The organism is Pseudoxanthomonas suwonensis 11-1 (assembly GCF_000185965.1).
In the GTDB taxonomy this organism is placed as follows: domain Bacteria; phylum Pseudomonadota; class Gammaproteobacteria; order Xanthomonadales; family Xanthomonadaceae; genus Pseudoxanthomonas; species Pseudoxanthomonas suwonensis_A.
On sequence record NC_014924.1, the window covers coordinates 1,630,872 to 1,646,676 of the forward strand.

General features: G+C 70.5%; 16 protein-coding genes. All 16 read right to left on the reverse strand.

Features of this window, described 5'->3' with window-relative positions; all coding sequences use genetic code 11:
- Positions 1-8: 8 nt before the first annotated feature.
- The 16 genes from motD to fliM all read right to left on the reverse strand — a co-directional run bounded on the left by motD (position 9) and on the right by fliM (position 15,804).
- On the reverse strand, positions 9-980 hold the full coding sequence (gene motD, locus PSESU_RS07445) for a flagellar motor protein MotD (RefSeq protein ID WP_013535150.1): 972 nt from the start codon (positions 978-980) through the stop codon (positions 9-11).
- A 13-nt stretch (positions 981-993) separates the two neighbouring features.
- Positions 994-1,734, reverse strand: coding sequence for a flagellar motor protein (locus tag PSESU_RS07450; protein ID WP_013535151.1), 741 nt, complete (start codon positions 1,732-1,734; stop codon positions 994-996).
- Between the two features lie 114 nt (positions 1,735-1,848).
- Positions 1,849-3,753 (reverse strand): chemotaxis protein CheA, encoded by a 1,905-nt coding sequence (locus PSESU_RS07455; RefSeq protein ID WP_013535152.1) that lies wholly within the window; start codon positions 3,751-3,753, stop codon positions 1,849-1,851.
- Positions 3,754-3,756: 3 nt separating this feature from the next.
- Positions 3,757-4,383: a protein phosphatase CheZ gene (locus tag PSESU_RS07460; RefSeq protein WP_013535153.1), complete on the reverse strand. Its 627-nt coding sequence runs from the start codon at positions 4,381-4,383 to the stop codon at positions 3,757-3,759.
- Positions 4,380-4,772 (reverse strand): chemotaxis response regulator CheY, encoded by a 393-nt coding sequence (cheY, locus tag PSESU_RS07465; protein ID WP_041763987.1) that lies wholly within the window; start codon positions 4,770-4,772, stop codon positions 4,380-4,382. Before cheY ends, PSESU_RS07460 begins: the two co-directional genes overlap by 4 nt.
- Positions 4,773-4,802: 30 nt before the next feature.
- Entirely contained in the window at positions 4,803-5,549 is a 747-nt protein-coding gene (locus PSESU_RS07470) for an RNA polymerase sigma factor FliA (RefSeq protein WP_013535155.1), read from the reverse strand.
- Positions 5,546-6,379, reverse strand: coding sequence for a P-loop NTPase (locus PSESU_RS07475; protein ID WP_049782304.1), 834 nt, complete (start codon positions 6,377-6,379; stop codon positions 5,546-5,548). The genes PSESU_RS07470 and PSESU_RS07475 overlap by 4 nt, the downstream gene beginning before the upstream one ends.
- 40 nt (positions 6,380-6,419) lie before the next feature.
- A complete protein-coding gene (gene flhF / locus PSESU_RS07480) occupies positions 6,420-7,799 on the reverse strand; it encodes a flagellar biosynthesis protein FlhF (protein ID WP_013535157.1) in 1,380 nt (459 codons plus the stop codon).
- A gap of 170 nt (positions 7,800-7,969) precedes the next feature.
- A complete protein-coding gene (flhA, locus tag PSESU_RS07485; RefSeq protein ID WP_013535158.1) occupies positions 7,970-10,036 on the reverse strand; it encodes a flagellar biosynthesis protein FlhA in 2,067 nt (688 codons plus the stop codon).
- 20 nt (positions 10,037-10,056) lie between these two features.
- A complete protein-coding gene (gene flhB / locus PSESU_RS07490; protein ID WP_013535159.1) occupies positions 10,057-11,196 on the reverse strand; it encodes a flagellar biosynthesis protein FlhB in 1,140 nt (379 codons plus the stop codon).
- Between the two features lie 157 nt (positions 11,197-11,353).
- The gene (gene fliR, locus PSESU_RS07495) at positions 11,354-12,148 is read right to left on the reverse strand and encodes a flagellar biosynthetic protein FliR (RefSeq protein WP_013535160.1); all 795 of its coding nucleotides are present in this window, start codon (positions 12,146-12,148) and stop codon (positions 11,354-11,356) included.
- 10 nt (positions 12,149-12,158) lie between these two features.
- Positions 12,159-12,428 carry a flagellar biosynthetic protein FliQ gene (locus PSESU_RS07500; protein WP_013535161.1) on the reverse strand — a complete coding sequence of 90 codons (270 nt, stop codon included), beginning with the start codon at positions 12,426-12,428 and terminating at the stop codon, positions 12,159-12,161.
- An 848-nt stretch (positions 12,429-13,276) separates the two neighbouring features.
- Positions 13,277-13,999, reverse strand: coding sequence for a flagellar type III secretion system pore protein FliP (gene fliP, locus PSESU_RS07510; protein WP_428992113.1), 723 nt, complete (start codon positions 13,997-13,999; stop codon positions 13,277-13,279).
- Positions 14,000-14,051: 52 nt separating this feature from the next.
- Positions 14,052-14,456, reverse strand: coding sequence for a flagellar biosynthetic protein FliO (gene fliO / locus PSESU_RS07515; RefSeq protein ID WP_041764643.1), 405 nt, complete (start codon positions 14,454-14,456; stop codon positions 14,052-14,054).
- A 2-nt stretch (positions 14,457-14,458) separates the two neighbouring features.
- Positions 14,459-14,788, reverse strand: a complete 330-nt coding sequence (fliN, locus tag PSESU_RS07520; protein WP_013535164.1) for a flagellar motor switch protein FliN — start codon at positions 14,786-14,788, stop codon at positions 14,459-14,461.
- Positions 14,785-15,804: a flagellar motor switch protein FliM gene (gene fliM / locus PSESU_RS07525; RefSeq protein ID WP_013535165.1), complete on the reverse strand. Its 1,020-nt coding sequence runs from the start codon at positions 15,802-15,804 to the stop codon at positions 14,785-14,787. Before fliM ends, fliN begins: the two co-directional genes overlap by 4 nt.
- Position 15,805 lies beyond the last annotated feature (1 nt).

The window sequence follows — 15,805 nt, forward strand, 5'->3', positions numbered from 1 at the left end:
GTGATTCTTCAATCCGCGGCGCCGGCCGGTGCCGTTGCGGCGGCTGCCGGGCCGTCGGCCACTCCGTTTGCTATCGGCCGCGGCGCCTCGCTCTTGACCGCGATGCCGTCCACCGGCGGGTCGCCGGATTCGGTTCCGGGCGCACCCGGTGCGGCCAGCACGATCAGCACCACCCGGCGGTTGCGGTTGCGGCCTTCCTCGGTGAGGTTGTCGGCGCGCGGGCGGTGCTCGCCGTAGCCGACCATGGCCAGCCGCTCCGGGGCGACGCCATTGGCCGAGAACAGGTGCACCACGCTGGCGGCGCGTGCTGCCGACAGTTCCCAGTTGGACGGGAACTGCACGGTGTTGATCGGGCGGTCGTCGGTATAGCCCTCGACCCGCACCGGGTTGGGCGTGTCGCGCAGCACGTCGGCCAGGCGCGAGAGCACCTGGCGCGCGGAGGCGTCCAGCGAGGCCGAGCCGGTGTCGAACAGGATGTCGCTGTTGATCTCCACTTCCAGCCACAGCTCGGCGCGGCGGACGGTGATCAGGCGTGCGTCGACCAGCGGAGACAGCGCCTCCTCGAGCCGCGCGGCGATCGTGCCGAGCTGGCGCTGGGCGCGCTGCACGGTGGCGCGGTCGGACACGTCCACCGGCACGCCGGTGCGCATGTGCGAGGCCAGGGCCGGCAGCAGGGTGGGGTTGGGCGCGGGCGAGGGCGCGGACGGACCACTGCGGGCGCCGGACTGGATCGGCGAGGGCCGGTCGAAATCCGCGCCCTGCAGCTGGTGGTTGCCCACCTGCACCGGGTTGATCGTGCGCGGCGCGCCGCCGAAGGCCGCGGTCAGGGCGTCGGCCAGCACCCGGTACTTGCCCTCGTTGAGGGTCGAGATCGCGTACATCACCACGAAGAACGCCAGCAGCAGCGTCATCAGGTCGGCGTAGGGGATCGCCCAGGCCTCGTGGTTGCCGTGTTCCTCGTGCTTCTTCCTGCGTGCCATCGCCGGTCCCGGGTCAGTGCAGGAAGCCGGCGAGCCTGGATTCGATGTTGCGCGGGTTCTCGCCCTGCGCGATCGCGATCAGCCCCTCGATGATCATCTCCCGCTCGCCGGTGCGGCGGCCGATCACCGCCTTGAGCTTGTTGGCGATCGGCAGGAAGAACAGGTTGGCCGAGGCGATGCCGTAGATGGTCGCGGTGAACGCCGCGGCGATGCCATGGCCGAGCTTGCTCGGGTCGGCCAGGTTCTTCATCACCGCGATCAGGCCGAACACGGCGCCGACGATGCCCAGGGTCGGGGCGTACACGCCCATGCCCTCGAACACCTTGGCCGCGGCCAGTTCCTGGCTCTCCTGGCTCTCCAGGTCGATCTCCATCATGTGCCGGATCTGTTCCGGCTCCACGCCGTCGACCAGCATCTGCAGCCCCTTCTTCAGGAACGGATCCTCCTGCTCGCCGACCTGCTGCTCCAGGCCCAGCAGGCCCTGGCGGCGGGCGATGTTGCTCCATTCCAGGATCTGCGCCATCAGCGCGGCGCGGTCGGCGGCCGGCGGGCGCAGGATCCAGCCGGCGATGCCCAGGGCGCGCTTGAACACCGCCGGCGGGGTGTGCACGAAGATCGCGGCGAGGGTGCCCAGGATCACGATCACGAAAGCCGCCGAGGACCACAGCGAGCCGAGGCCGGCACCCTTGAGGATGGCGCCGCCGACCAGGGCGATGATCGCCAGGAGTAGACCGATGAGGCTGAGGATATCCATGTGTCAGGTTATCGGCGGGCGCGGACGCGTACTTGAGTGGAGGGACCCGCCGCGTTGCGGCGGGATGCGCGTGGTGTGACCGGTCTTGCAGGACGTGGCGCGCGCCCGCGGCCTTCAGGTGGTGGCCGCGCGCAGTCCGTCCACGTCCAGGATCAGCGCCAGCCGGCCGTCGCCGATCAGGGTCGCGCCGGCATAGCCGGGCAGCCCGCGCAGTGCGCGCGGCAGCGGCTTGATCACCACCTCCTCGCGGCCGCGCACCTGGTCGACGATCAGGCCGAAGCGGGCATCGCCCATCTGCAGCACCACCACCGTCAGCGCGCTGTTGCCGGACAGCGGCTCCAGGCCCAGCCAGCGGCGCAGGTCGAGCAGGGGCAGGGTGTGGCTCTGGCGGTCCAGCACCGGACGGCCGTCGAACCAGCCCAGCGCCCCGGGCCTGGCGTGCAGCACTTCCTGCACGCGCGCCAGCGGCAGCGCGTACACGGCATCGCCGGCCTGGACCAGCAGGGTGGGCAGGATGGCGAGGGTCAGCGGCACGCGGATCAGGAAGCGGGTGCCGCGGCCGAGCTCGGACTGGATCTGGATCTGCCCGCCCAGCTCGCGGATGCGCGACTGCACGACGTCCATGCCGACGCCGCGGCCGGAGATGTCGGTGACTTGGGTCTTGGTCGAGAAGCCGGGCAGGAACACCAGCTGCAGGCACTCGTCAGCACCCAGGCGCGCCGCGGCCTCGGGGTCGATCAGCCCCTTCTCGCGCGCCTTGGCGCGCAGGCGTTCCGGATCGATGCCGGCGCCGTCGTCCTGGACTTCGATGGTGACGTAGTCGCCTTCCTGCTGCGCGGCCAGGCGCAGCCGGCCCACGCGCGGCTTGCCGGAAGCCTCGCGCGTCTCCGGCGCCTCGACGCCGTGGTCGATGCCGTTGCGCACCAGGTGCACCAGCGGATCGGCCAGGGCCTCGACCAGGTTGCGGTCCAGTTCGGTCTCGGCGCCGACCATCTCCAGCTCCACTTCCTTGGACAGGGAGCGGGCGACGTCGCGGGCGACCTTGGGGAAGCGCGAGAATACCTTGCCCACCGGCTGCATGCGGGTGCGCATGACCGCCGACTGCAGGCGCGCGGTGGCCACGTCGAGGCTGGCCACGGCGCGGTCGAGCTCGTCGTCGCGCAGGCGGGTGCGCAGGGTCTTGAGCCGGTTGCGCGCCAGCACCAGTTCGCCGATCAGGTTGACGATCGCGTCCAGGCGGCGGGTGTCCACGCGCACGGTGTGCTCGGCCTCGCCCTGGCCGGCACGGTGCGGCGGGGCGGCAGGCGCGGCCTTCGGCGCCGGCCGGGCCGGCGCGCGCGGCGGGGTGGCGACCGCGGTCGCGGCAGCCGGTGCCGCCGCGGGCACTGGATTGGCGCCAGGCGCGGCCTTGCCGTGCAGCTGGTCCAGCAGCGCCTCGAATTCATCCTCGCTGATCTCGTCGCTGGCGGCGGGCGCGGGCGTGGGCTTGGCTGCCAGGGCGCTGGCGCCGGGTGCGGCAGCGCCGTGCAGCTGGTCGAGCAGGGCCTCGAACTCGTCGTCGGTGATGAGGTCGTCGCTGCCGGTGGCCGCGGAGGCGGCCGGGACCGGCGCGGCCTGCACCGGCGCCGGCGCGGGCGCGGCGGCGGTGAGCGCGAACTGGGCGATCAGTTCCGGCGGGGCATGCTCGGGTTCGGTGCCGGCGGCGACCGCGTCGAGCATGGCCTGCAGCCAGTCCAGCGAGCGCTGGGCGGCGTCGAAGTGCAGCGGATCCAGAACCGCCTGGCCCGAGCGCGCCGCGCCCAGGGTTTCCTCGGCGGCATGGCACAGCTCGACCATCGGCTGGATGCCGAGGAAGCCGGCACCGCCCTTGAGGGTGTGGAAGCCGCGGAACACGGCGTTGAGCTGCTCGGCGTCGCCCGGCGCGCGTTCCAGTTCCACCAGCTGCTCGCCGAGGCGGTCCAGGATCTCCTGGGCTTCGACGATGAAGTCGGCGGCGATTTCCGGCGTCACCCCGCTCATGCGTTACAGCCCCAGGTCGGCCAGGAGGGCGTCGGCGTCGACCTGCGACACCGCGTGGCGATCGATGCCGGCCACGGCCGGACCGGCCAGCGCCGGCTCGCGCGATTCGCCGCGCGGCGGCAGGCCGAGTTCGCCGAAGCCTTCGTGCACGCGGCGGACGATGCCGGCCACGCGCTTGATGATCTGCCCGGTGATGTCCTGGTAGCTCTGGGTCAGGGCGATCTCGGTGAGGTTGCTGCGGATGCGGTCCAGGACCTGGTCCTGGCCGTCGGACACGCCCTCGGCGCGCAGGCCCTCGACCAGGGCGCGGCACTCGTCGGCCAGGTCCAGGGTGCGGTGGGTGGCCTGCTCGGTCATGTCGATGACGTGGTCCAGGCGCGCGCAGGCGTCGTCCAGCTCCACGCCGCTGGCCTCGGTGGCCTCGGCCGGCAGCTGCGGCAGTTCGCCCAGGGCCTGGCTGAGTTCGCGCGCCAGCCGGCCCAGGCCCTGCACCAGCGGCCGGGTGCGGGCCGCGGCGAGGGCGTCGATCTCGTTGCGCAGCGCGCTCTCGTCGCCGCGCTCGAGCGCCTCCAGTGCGTCGTGCAGGCGCTGCACCAGGGCGGTGCGCTCCGGGGAGGCGGTGGTGTTCATGCGGTGGCCGCCAGGCGCTCGAAGATCTTGTTGAGCTTCTCCTCCAGGGTCTGGGCGGTGAAGGGCTTGATGATGTAGCCGTTCACGCCGGCCTGGGCGGCCTCGAGGATCTGCTCGCGCTTGGCCTCGGCGGTGACCATCAGCACCGGCAGGGTCTTGAGCCGGGCGTCGGCGCGGATGTTGCGCAGCAGCTCGATGCCGGTCATGCCCGGCATGTTCCAGTCGGTCACGACGAAGTCGAACGGCTGCGCCCGCAGCGCCGCCAGGGCGGTGTGGCCGTCGTCGGCCTCGGCGGTGTTGCTGTAGCCCAGATCGTTGAGCAGGTTCTTGACGATGCGACGCATCGTCGAGAAGTCGTCCACGATCAGGATCCGCATGTTCTTGTTCACTTCGTGCTCCGTTGGCGTTTCGAGGCGGGCTCAGTCGTCTTCAAGACCGGCGTCGCGTGATTCGTACTGGGACAGGCGGCCGCGCAGGCGCAGCACGGCCTGGCCGTGGATCTGGCAGACGCGCGACTCGCTGACCCCGAGCACCGCGCCGATCTCCTTGAGGTTCAGTTCCTGCTCGTAGTACAGCGACAGCACCAGCTGCTCGCGCTCGGGCAGGCCCGAGATGGCGGTGGCCAGCTCGCGGCCGAAGTCGCCGCGCTCCAGCACCTGCTGCGGGGTCGGGCTGTTGCTGTTGACCTGCACGTCGCCGTGGTCCTCCACGTGCGAGTCCAGGCTCAGCACCTGGCCGCGCGAGGCGTCCTCGAGCAGGCGCAGGTATTCCGGCAACGGCATGTCCAGCTTGGCCGCCACTTCCTGCGGGGCGGCGGCGCGGCCGGTGGCCTGCTCGATCTCGCGTACCGCGGCGGCGGCGTCGCGGGCGCGGCGGTGGACCGAGCGCGGCACCCAGTCGCCACGGCGGATCTCGTCGATCATCGAGCCGCGGATGCGGATCGAGGCGTAGGTCTCGAACGAGGCGCCCTGTTCGGGGTCGTAGCTGCGGCTGGCCTCGATCAGGCCGATCATGCCGGCCTGGATCAGGTCGTCGACCTCGACGCTGGCCGGCAGGCGCGCGGCCAGGTGGTGGGCGATGCGCCGCACCAGGTCGGCGTGGCGGACCACCGCGTCGTCGCTGCTGGCGCGCTGCTGGACCGCGCGGTATTCGGCAACGGCGTTCATGCGGCCGCGCCTTGCCGGATCATCCGGTCGACGAAGAACTCGATGTTGCCGCGCGGCGCCGTCGGGGCCTGCCAGCGCGCGGTGCGGCGGGCGATCTCGGCGATGGCGCGGGCCGAGGGGCTGGCCGGGTAGGCGGTGGCGACGGCCTGCTGGCGCTGCACCGCCATGCGCAGCCAGTCGCACTGCGGGACCGCGCCGAGGAAGTTGAGCGAGACGTCGCCGAGGAAGCGCTCGCAGACCCGCGACAGCTTGTCGTACAGCCCGCGGCCCTCGGCCGGGCTGCGCACCATGTTGGCCACGACCTGGACCCGGTCCACGCCGCGTTCGCGGGACAGGACCTTGATCAGGGCGTAGGCGTCTGTGATCGAGGCCGGCTCGTCGCAGACCACCACCACCGCGTCCTGCGCGGCCTGGCAGAAGGTGAGCACGCTGTCGGTGATGCCGGCGGCAGTATCTACAACGAGTACATCAAGATCACGCTGCAGGTCATTGAAAACATTGACCAGGCCGACGTGCTGGGCGGGTTGCAGCTCGGCCATGTGCCGACGACCGGACGCGGCCGGGACCACCAGCATCCCGTTGGGGCCTTCCAGGATCACCTCGTCCAGCTCGCAGCGGCCGGCGACCAGGTCGGCCAGGGTGTGCTGCGGCGACAGGCCCAGCAGCACGTCCACGTTGGCCAGGCCCAGGTCCGCATCCAGCAGCAGGGTGCGCTTGCCCAGCGCCGCCAGCGATGCGGCCAGGTTCACCGACAGGTTGGTCTTGCCGACACCACCCTTGCCGCCGGTGATGGCGATGCTGCGGACGGGGGCGAGCGGTGCGGGATTCATGGGCGTGCGGAAGCTGGGGCTCTGGACGGGGGAACGGGGCTCATGCGGCGGCATGGTCGTGCTCCGGGATGTTCGGCTTATCGGCAGCGCGGCGCAGATCTTCAAGGCGCAGCACCAGGCTGGCGGCGTTGGCGCGGTGCAGGTCCTCCGGGACCCGCTGGCCGTCGGTCATCCAGGTCAGCGGTAGCTGGTGGTCGACCACCACCGACAGGGCGCTGCCGAGGCGGCCGGTCTCGTCGACCTTGGTCAGGACCACGCCCTGAGGACGGGCCGACTCGAAGCGGCGGACGACCTCGTCCAGGTCGGCGTAGTGCTGGTTGGCCGGCAGGACCAGCAGGGTGCTGACGTTGCGGGCGGCGCGCAGCCAGTTGAGCTGGCTGGCCAGGGCGCGGTCGCGCTGGCCCAGGCCGGCGGTGTCGACCAGCACCAGGCGGTAGTCCTGCAGGCGCTGCAGCAGGCTGACCAGGGCGGCATCGCTGTCGGCCTCGTGCACCGCGATGCCGAGCTGGCGGCCGTAGCCGTACAGCTGTTCGCGGCCGCCGATGCGGTGGGTGTCGGTGGTGACCAGGGCGATGTCGCGCGGGCCGTGCTCGGCCACGAAGCGGGCGGCCAGCTTGGCGATGGTGGTGGTCTTGCCGGCGCCGGTCGGGCCGACCAGGGCGATCACGCCACCGGCCTCAAGCGGGTCGACCGGGCACACCGGCAGGCGCCGGGAGATCAGGCCCAGCATCAGGCCGCGGCCGCGATGCATCGGGGTGTCGGCCGGCAGCTCCAGGACGATGTCGCGGGTGATCCCGGCGTCGAAGCCGTAATCCTCCATCAGCTCCATGGCCTTGAGCCGCACCGGCGAGCCGCGCAGGCGCTCGTCGGTAAGGCGGTGCATCTCGCGCTCGATCATGGCGCGCATCTGCGCCAGTTCCTCGCGCATGGAGCGCAGCTGGGCGTCGTCGGCCGGCGCCGCTTCCGGCACCGCGGCCAGCGCCGGGGCCGCCGGGGCCGCCGGGGCCATCGGTGCGACGGGAGCCTGGGCGACCGGGGCCGGCATCGGTTCGGGCGCGGCAGGCGCGGCGGGCGCGGCCGGCTGCGCGGGATGGGCCATCACCACCTCCGGCGGCAGCACCGACACCGCACGCGCGGTCGGGGTGGCCAGGGCGGCGGCCATGGCCGCGGCGAAGTCGTGCGGGGCCGGGGCGGTCGGCTCGGCCATGGCGGCCGGCGGCGGCGGCGCCGGAACGCTGGCGCGCTGGGCCTCGACCAGGGCGCGCTGGACCGCGTCCTCGTCGTAGTTGCTGGCGGCCACGATCTCCACGCCTTCCTCGGTGCGGCGGTTGGAGAGGATCACGGCATCCGGCCCGTGCTCGGCGCGGACCATCCGCAGCGCGGTACGCATGTCGGCGGCGACGAAACGTTTGATCTTCATGGTCAGGAGCCGGGATTCGTGATTCGGGATTGGTGATTGGAAGAAGCAGGGGCCGGGCCTGTGCGGCCTGCCCGTGTCTCTGGTCTTGTTGGCTTGTTCATTCCCGCGTCCTTCCAGTTCGCCGCGACCCGCTCTTGCGAATCACGAATCCCCAATCACGAAACACGGCTTCAACTAATCGTTCCGACCAGCTTCAGCCGCTTGTCTTCCGGTACCTCGGTGTAGGCCAGGACCGACAGCGACGGCACGCTGTGGCGCACCAGCCGCGCCAGCGAGGCGCGCACGGTGGCCGGTACCAGGACCACCGCCGGCTCGCCCTTCGCCTCCTGCCGCCCGGCGCAATCGGCCAGGCTCTGCTGCAGGCGTTCTGCCAGCCCGGGCTCCAGCACCGCGGCGCCGTTGCCCTGCGAGGACTCCTGCAAGACCCGTTCCAGAGGCGCGGCCAGGGTGAATACCGGCAGCTCCGGCGAGGCGCCGGCGATCTCCTGGACGATGAAACGCCCCAGGGTGTTGCGTACCGCGGCGGTGAGCACCGCCGGGTCCTGGCTGTAGGCGCCGTGCTCGACCAGGGTCTCGGCGATCTTGCGCAGCTGCCGGATCGGGATGCGCTCGACCAGCAGGTTCTGCAGCACGCGGGCGACCACCGACAGCTGCAGGGTCTTGGGCACCAGGTCCTCGGCCAGCTTCGGCGCGCTGCGGGCGAGGGTGGCCAGCAGCTGCTGCACTTCCTCGTGGCCCAGCAGTTCCGGGGCGTGCTCGCGCACCAGGTGGGACAGGTGGGTGGCGACCACGGTGGCCGGGTCGACCACCGTGTAGCCCATGGCCTCGGCCTGGGCGCGCTGGTGCGACTGGATCCATACCGCGTCCAGCCCGAACGCCGGGTCCTTGCCCTTGATGCCGTCGATCTGGCCGAGCGCGCCGCCCGGGTCCAGGGCCAGCTCGCGGTCCGGGTGGACCTCGGCGGTGGCCACCGGCACGCCATGCACCAGCAGCCGGTACTGGGTGGCCTGCAGTTCCAGGTTGTCGCGGATGTGGACCGGCGGGATCAGGAAGCCGATCTCGTGGGTCAGCTTGCGGCGCACGCCCTTGATCCGGGCCATCAGCTCGCCGCCCTGGCTCTTGTCCACCAGGGGGATCAGGCGGTAGCCGACCTCCAGGCCCAGCGGGTCGACCGGGCGCAGCTCGTCCCAGTCCAGCTCGCCGGTGGGCTGGCCGGGCGCCACCGCCGGGCCGGCGGCTTCGGCGAGGGCGCTGGCGGCCCGTTCCTGCTGGTCGCGCTGCCACATCTTCCAGGCCGCGTATGCCAGGGCCGCGCCGAGCGTCAGAAAAGCGACGTTGGGCATGCCCGGGACCATGCCGACCAGCAGCAGGATGGCGGCGGCGACGCCCAGCGCCTTGTGCTGGCCGAAGGCCTGGCCGACCATCGCCTTGCCCATGTCCTGGGCGCGCGAGGCCCGGGTGACCAGCATGGCCACGGCCGAGGACACCAGCAGGGCCGGCAGCTGCGCCACCAGGCCGTCGCCGATGGACAGCAGGGTGTAGGTCGAGGCCGCGTCGGCGGCGGCCATGCCGTGCTGGAGCATGCCGACGGCGAAGCCACCCAGCAGGTTGATGAACAGGATCAGGATGCCGGCGATGGCGTCGCCGCGGATGAACTTGCTGGCACCGTCCATGGAGCCGTAGAAGTCGGCTTCCTCGCGGACCTCGTCGCGGCGGAGCTTGGCTTCCTCGCGGGTGATCAGGCCGGCGTTGAGGTCGGCGTCGATCGCCATCTGCTTGCCGGGCATGGCGTCGAGGATGAAGCGCGCGGTCACCTCGGAGATGCGGCCCGAGCCCTTGGTGATGACCACGAAGTTGATGATGGTCAGGATCGCGAACACCACGATGCCGACCGCGTAGTTGCCACCGACCACGAACTCGCCGAAGGCGGCGATCACCTTGCCGGCGGCGTCATGGCCGCCCTGGCCGTGGAGCAGGATCACGCGGGTGGACGCCACGTTCAGCGCCAGCCGCAGCATGGTGGTGGTCAGCAGGATGATCGGGAAGATCGTGAAGTCCAGCGGGCGCTTCACGTAGACCACCGCCAGCAGCACCACCAGCGAGATGGCGATGTTGAAGCTGAAGAGCGCGTCCAGGACCAGCGGCGGCAGCGGCACCACCACCATCGCCAGCAGGGCCAGGACCAGCAGCGGTGCGCCGGCGCCGTTGCGGGCCATTTCCAGCAGGCGGCGGCCCATGGGCTGGGGGGCGGTCGTGCTCACAGGCCGTCACCCCTGGCCGGGAACTCCTCCACCTCGACCGTGCCGAGCTGCGGCGGGCGCCCGGCACCGGGGCGCCAGGCGCGCAGCTGGTACACGTAGGACAGGACCTGGGCCACGGCGGCGTAGAGTCTCACGGGGATTTCCTTGTCGATCTCCCCCTCGCGATACAAGGCGCGTGCCAGAGGCGGCGCGGACACCGTGGCGATGCGGTGCTGGTCGGCGACCTCGCGGATGCGCATCGCCATCTCGTCCACGCCCTTGGCCACCACCTTCGGCGCGCGCATGGTCCCGCCCTCGTACTTGAGGGCCACCGCGTAGTGGGTCGGGTTGACCACCACCACGTCGGCGGTCGGCACCGCCTCCATCATCCGGCGCTGCGACATCTGGAACTGCATCTGCCGGATCTTGCCCTTGACCTGCGGGTTGCCGTCGGTCTCCTTCATTTCCTCGCGCACTTCCTGGCGCGTCATCTTCAGCTTCCGGGTCCAGTTCCACTTCTGGTACGGCGCGTCGGCCAGTGCCAGCAGGACCAGGGCAACGGCGGCTGCACCCAGCAGGCGTCCGGCGAAGTGCAGCCCGGTGCTGGCCGCGTCCTCCAGCGACTGGCCGGGCATGGCCTTGAGCACGTCGAAGCCGTGGACCAGGACCAGGCCGCAGGCGATCACCAGCAGGGCCACGCGCAGCAGCGACTTGGCCACCTCGACCAGGCCTTCGCTGCTGAAGATGCGCTTGAGCCCGGCCAGCGGGTTGAGCCGCTCCGGCTTGGGCTGCAGGGACTCGGTAGTGAAGTGGAAGCCGCCCATCAGGCCGGGGGCCACGAAGCAGGCGGCCAGGGCGACGCCGATCAGCGGCAGCATCACCAGCACCAGCCGCAGCAGCAGGATGCCCATGTAGCCGAACAGTTCGCCGGGGGACTCGAGCATGACCAGGTCCGGGGTCAGGGCCTGGCGGAACCAGCCACTGGCACCGCGCGCGAACATCGAGCCGCCGGCCATCATCGCGACCACGCCGCTGCCGAACAGCACGGCGTTGGACAGCTCGCGCGAGCGCGGCAGGTTGCCCTGCTTGATCGCCTTTTCGCGACGTCGGCCTGTTGGCTGTTCGGTTTTTTCCTGGCCGTCTTCGTTCTCGGCCATGGCAGGCTCCGGCGCCGGGAGGAGGGGGCGCGACGGGTGCGTGCAAGTCCTGTTCCAGACTTGGGCCCCTTTCCTCCGGAGAGGGGAGAAAGCAGAAGGCCCGCCATCTGGCGGGCCTTGCCTTGCCTGGATGGGGGGCGTCGCCCGATGCCGGCCGCTAACGCCGCGGCACCGCCATCCCCGCATCGAAGGCGGTATCGAACAGCGCCTGCACCGGGCGCGCGATCTCGCCGGCCAGCACCGACAGCAGGAGCAGGCCGGTCAGCACCGCCACCGGCAGGCCCAGCTGCACCGGGTGCAGCGAGGGCGCGGCCTTGGCCAGCACGCCGAAGGTCAGGTTGGTGGCGAGCATCGCCACCATCAGCGGCAGGGCCAGGCCGAGGCCACCGCGCAGCACCGCCGAGAACAGTTCAACCGGCGTGGCCAGCCCGGCGGCGGCATCGACCCAGGCGGCGCCGATCGGCAAGGCCTGGTAACTGCGCACCAGCATGGTGATGACCGCCAGGTGGCCGTCGCTGGTGAAGAACAGTAGGCCAAACGCGATGTAGAACCACTGCGCGACCACGCCGGAGCTGGTGCCGCGCAGGGGGTCGTTCATCTGCGCGAAGGACAGGCCCATGCCATGCGAGATCAGTTCGCCGGCGTAGGCGCCGGCCTCGAACACCAGGCGCAGGCAGAAGCCCATGGTCACGCCGACGGCCAGCTCGCGGGCCACGCCCAGCACGGTGGCCGCGTCCAGGCCGGCGAACTCCGGCGGCTTCGGCAGCATGGGTGCCAGGGCCATGGCCAGGGCACCGGCGACCAGGACCCGCAGCCGCAGTGGTACCGCGCGGGTGCCGATGAGCGGCATGGCCATCAGCAGCGCGCCGGTGCGCAGCATGGTCCACATGACCGTGCCGATCATGCCGAAGGCCTGCTGGCCGTCGATCACCATCGAGGTCGCCGGATCCACTGCCGTCGTCTCAGCCGATCAGGTGGGGAATGCGCTGGAACAGGGTCGTGGTGTAGTCGACCAGGTAAGCCAGCAGGAAACTGCCCATCGCGAACATGGCGGCGGTCAGGGTGACGGCCTTGGTGACGAAGGCGATGGTCGGTTCGTTGATCTGGGTCGCGGCCTGGACGATGCCGACGATCACGCCCACGGCAAGCATGATCAGCAGCAGCGGGCCGCCGACCCAGAGGGCGACCTCGAGGCCGCGGCGCAGTTCGGTAAGGGCGAGTTCGGGGCTCATGGGGAGGAGGATGCAAGGTTGGTGCCACCAGGCGGTGGCGGCCCTCCGGCACCGCCCAGCTTTTGCGGTTGCGGTTGCCGCCGCCGTTGCTGCTGCTGTTGCTGTTGCCGCGGCCCTTGCTGTTGCTCTTGCTCTTCCCCGCCCGTTATAGCGAGCCGAGCATCGGAGTGCCGGCGGGGGCTTTAGAGGCCCGCATGTCTGAGCGCAGCGAGTTTGCGGGCCGTCCCCCGCCGGTGCGAGAAGCGCAGGTTACCGACCGGTGGAGCCAGTCGGGCGAGCGGTTCGGGCTGTGCTTTCTTTTGGTTACTTTTCTTTGCACAAGCAAAGAAAAGTGACTCGCCCAAGCCGCGAAGCGGCTGGCGAAAGCTTTTGCTCCTGGGCTCCGCAGGAGCCTGCCTTTGCCTCTGGTTCCAGATCCAAGGCAACGACGAGGAGCAGCCCAGGGCGGAAGGCACCAGCCACGCAAGCCAAAGCGAGAGCCAAAGCCAAGGCCAAGGCAAGGCCAAGGCAAGGCCAAAACCAAGATCAAAATCTGTTTCGCCCGCCGCTGCGCGGCTACGGCGAGTTACTTCTTCTTTGCTCCTGCAAAGAAGAAGTAACCAAGAAGAAAGCAGGCCCGGTCGCGAACCGGCCGGCTGCGCCGACCGGTCCCCTGCGCTTCTCGCGTCGATGGGGGACGGCCCGCAAACTCGCTTCGCTCAGACATGCGGGCCTCTGAAGCCCCCATCGCCGCTGCGATGCTCGGTTCGCTCCAACGGGGAGGGAGGGGCAACAGCAAAGGCAAAGGCAACAGCAACAGCAATGGCGGAGCAACGGCAGGAGCTGGAGCAACCGCAAGGGCGGAGGAGCTAGACCCCGTTGAAGCTCGCGGCCAGGGTTCCGACGGTCAGGACCCAGCCGTCGACCAGCACGAACAGCAGGATCTTGAACGGCGCCGAGATCAGCATTGGCGACAGCATCATCATGCCCATCGACATCAGCACGCTCGCCACCACCAGGTCGATGATCACGAACGGGATGAAGATCAGGAACCCGATCTCGAACGCCGTCTTCAGCTCCGAAGTCACGAACGACGCCGCCAGCACCGGGAACGGCACCGCCTCGGGGCTGGCATAGGTGTCGTGGCCGGCCAGGCCGGCGAAGGTCATCAGGTCGGTCTCGCGGACCTGCGCCAGCATGAACGCGCGCAGCGGCGCCGTGCCCAGGTCCCAGGCGCTGCGGAAATCGATCTCGCCGTTGAGGTAGGGCGCGAAGCCGGCATCCCAGGCCTTCTGCCACACCGGCATCATGATCATCGCGGTCAGGAACAGCGACAGGCCGACCAGGATCTGGTTGGACGGGGTCTGGCCGGTGCCCATGGCCTGGCGCAGCAGCGCCATGACGATGATGATCCGGGTGAAGCAGGTCATCACCAGCAGCAGCGAGGGCAGCAGGGTGATGCCGGTCATCAGCAGCAGCGTCTGCAGCGGCACGCTGATGGGGTTGTCGCCGATCTGGCCCACGGTCACGTCCGGCAGCGCGGGCAGCTGCGCGCCGGCGGCGGCAGGTGCGGCAATGGCCAGCATGGGCATGCCGGCCAGCAGCAGCACGGTGATGATCAGGAGCAGGCGACGGCAGTGCATTTCAGCTGTTCCGGCGCAGCCGCTGCGACAGCAGCTGGGCGAAGTTGGGCAGTTCTTTCAGGTTCGGCAGGCGCGGGGCCTCGGGCGGGGGCAGCGGCTCGGGCAGTTCCTGCAGCAGGCTGACGCTGCCCGGGGTGACGCCCAGCAGCAGCTGGCGGCCACCGACCTCGACCACCACCGCGCGCTCCTTGGTGCCCAGCGCCAGCTGGGCGACCACGCGCATGCCCTCGACCTGGCGGAAGCCGGTGCCGGGCAGGCGCTTGAGCAGCCAGGCCAGGCCCAGGATCAGGCCCAGAACCAGCGCCAGCGCGAAGAACGCCCCGAACAGGCCGGGGCCGGCCGGGGGGGGCGCCACCGGACGCGCGGCCTGCGCCGCCGGCGCGGCGGCGGCCAGCAGCAGGACCAGGTTCAACGCAGTCTCCGGATCCGCTCGCTGGGGCTGACCACGTCGGTCAGGCGCACGCCGAAGCGGTCGTTGATCACCACCACCTCGCCATGGGCGATCAGGGTGCCGTTGACGTAGACGTCCAGCGGTTCGCCGGCGCCGCGCTCCAGCTCGATCACCGAGCCCTGGTTGAGCTGCAGCAGGTTGCGGATCGGCATGCGGGTGCGCCCGACTTCCAGCGACAGGGTCACCGGTACGTCGAGGATCACGTCCAGGTTGAGGTCGTTGCCGGCCAGGCCGGGCTCGGACTGCAGCGCGTCGAACTGCGCCGCGGCGGCGGATTCGTTGTTCATGCGGGGATTTCCTCGGGGGCGGCGGCCTTGCGCGCGGTCTCGCTGCCGGGCGGGTGGGTGCGGGTGATCTTCACCGCGTTGCAGCCGTTGGACACGCCGAACTGGCCGGTGAACACCGGGATGTTCTCCACGCACACCGGCACCGTCGTGGACAGGTCGATCGGCAGGATGTCGCCCACCTTCAGGCGGGTCAGCTGGCGCAGGTCGATGCGCTTCTGCGCCAGCACGCTGGAGACGGTGACCTCGGCCAGCTGCAGCTGCTCGCGCAGGGTGGTGTTCCAGCTCTCGTCGCGGTCGATGCGGTCGCTCTGGATGCCGGCGTCGAGCAGCTCGCGGATCGGCTCGAGCATCGAGTAGGGCAGGGTCACGTGGATCTCGCCGCCGCCGCCGTCCAGCTCGACGTGGAAGCGGCTGACCACCACGTACTCGCGCGGGGTGACGATGTTGGCGAAGTGCGGGTTGATCTCGGAGTTGATGTACTCGAACTCCACGTCCATCACCGGCGCCCAGGCCTCGACCAGGTCGGCGAAGGTCTGGCGCAGCATCAGCTGGATGACGCGCATCTCGGTGACGGTGAACTCGCGGCCCTCGATCCGGGTGGGGTAGCGGCCGTCGCCGCCGAAGAAGTTGTCCACCACGGCGAACACCAGCTTCGGCTCGAACACCACCAGGCCCATGCCGCGCAGCGGCTTGAAGCGCACCAGGTTGAGGTTGGTCGGCACGTACAGCGAGTGCATGTACTCGCCGAACTTGATCATGTCGATGCCGCGCACGGAGATGTCGGCCGAGCGCCGGATCAGGTTGAACAGGCCGATGCGCCACAGGCGGGCGAAGCGCTCGTTGACCATTTCCAGGGTCGGCATGCGCCCGCGGATGATGCGGTCCTGGCTGGCGAAGTCGTACGGGCGCGCCACGCCCGGGTCCACCGGCTCCGGGTCGGTGCTGACCGCGCCGCTGTCGACGCCGTGCAGCAGGGCATCGATCTCGTCCTGGGAAAGCAGGTCGTTGATGGTCATG

Coding starts and splice junctions, on each gene's coding strand:
- motD (WP_013535150.1), bottom strand. CDS start 980: ATGGCACGCAGGAAGAAGCACGAGGAACACGGCAACCACGAGGCCTGG.
- PSESU_RS07450 (WP_013535151.1), bottom strand. CDS start 1,734: ATGGATATCCTCAGCCTCATCGGTCTACTCCTGGCGATCATCGCCCTG.
- PSESU_RS07455 (WP_013535152.1), bottom strand. CDS start 3,753: ATGAGCGGGGTGACGCCGGAAATCGCCGCCGACTTCATCGTCGAAGCC.
- PSESU_RS07460 (WP_013535153.1), bottom strand. CDS start 4,383: ATGAACACCACCGCCTCCCCGGAGCGCACCGCCCTGGTGCAGCGCCTG.
- PSESU_RS07470 (WP_013535155.1), bottom strand. CDS start 5,549: ATGAACGCCGTTGCCGAATACCGCGCGGTCCAGCAGCGCGCCAGCAGC.
- PSESU_RS07475 (WP_049782304.1), bottom strand. CDS start 6,379: ATGAATCCCGCACCGCTCGCCCCCGTCCGCAGCATCGCCATCACCGGC.
- flhF (WP_013535157.1), bottom strand. CDS start 7,799: ATGAAGATCAAACGTTTCGTCGCCGCCGACATGCGTACCGCGCTGCGG.
- flhA (WP_013535158.1), bottom strand. CDS start 10,036: ATGGGCCGCCGCCTGCTGGAAATGGCCCGCAACGGCGCCGGCGCACCG.
- flhB (WP_013535159.1), bottom strand. CDS start 11,196: ATGGCCGAGAACGAAGACGGCCAGGAAAAAACCGAACAGCCAACAGGC.
- PSESU_RS07500 (WP_013535161.1), bottom strand. CDS start 12,428: ATGAGCCCCGAACTCGCCCTTACCGAACTGCGCCGCGGCCTCGAGGTC.
- fliP (WP_428992113.1), bottom strand. CDS start 13,999: ATGCCCATGCTGGCCATTGCCGCACCTGCCGCCGCCGGCGCGCAGCTG.
- fliN (WP_013535164.1), bottom strand. CDS start 14,788: ATGAACAACGAATCCGCCGCCGCGGCGCAGTTCGACGCGCTGCAGTCC.
- fliM (WP_013535165.1), bottom strand. CDS start 15,804: ATGACCATCAACGACCTGCTTTCCCAGGACGAGATCGATGCCCTGCTG.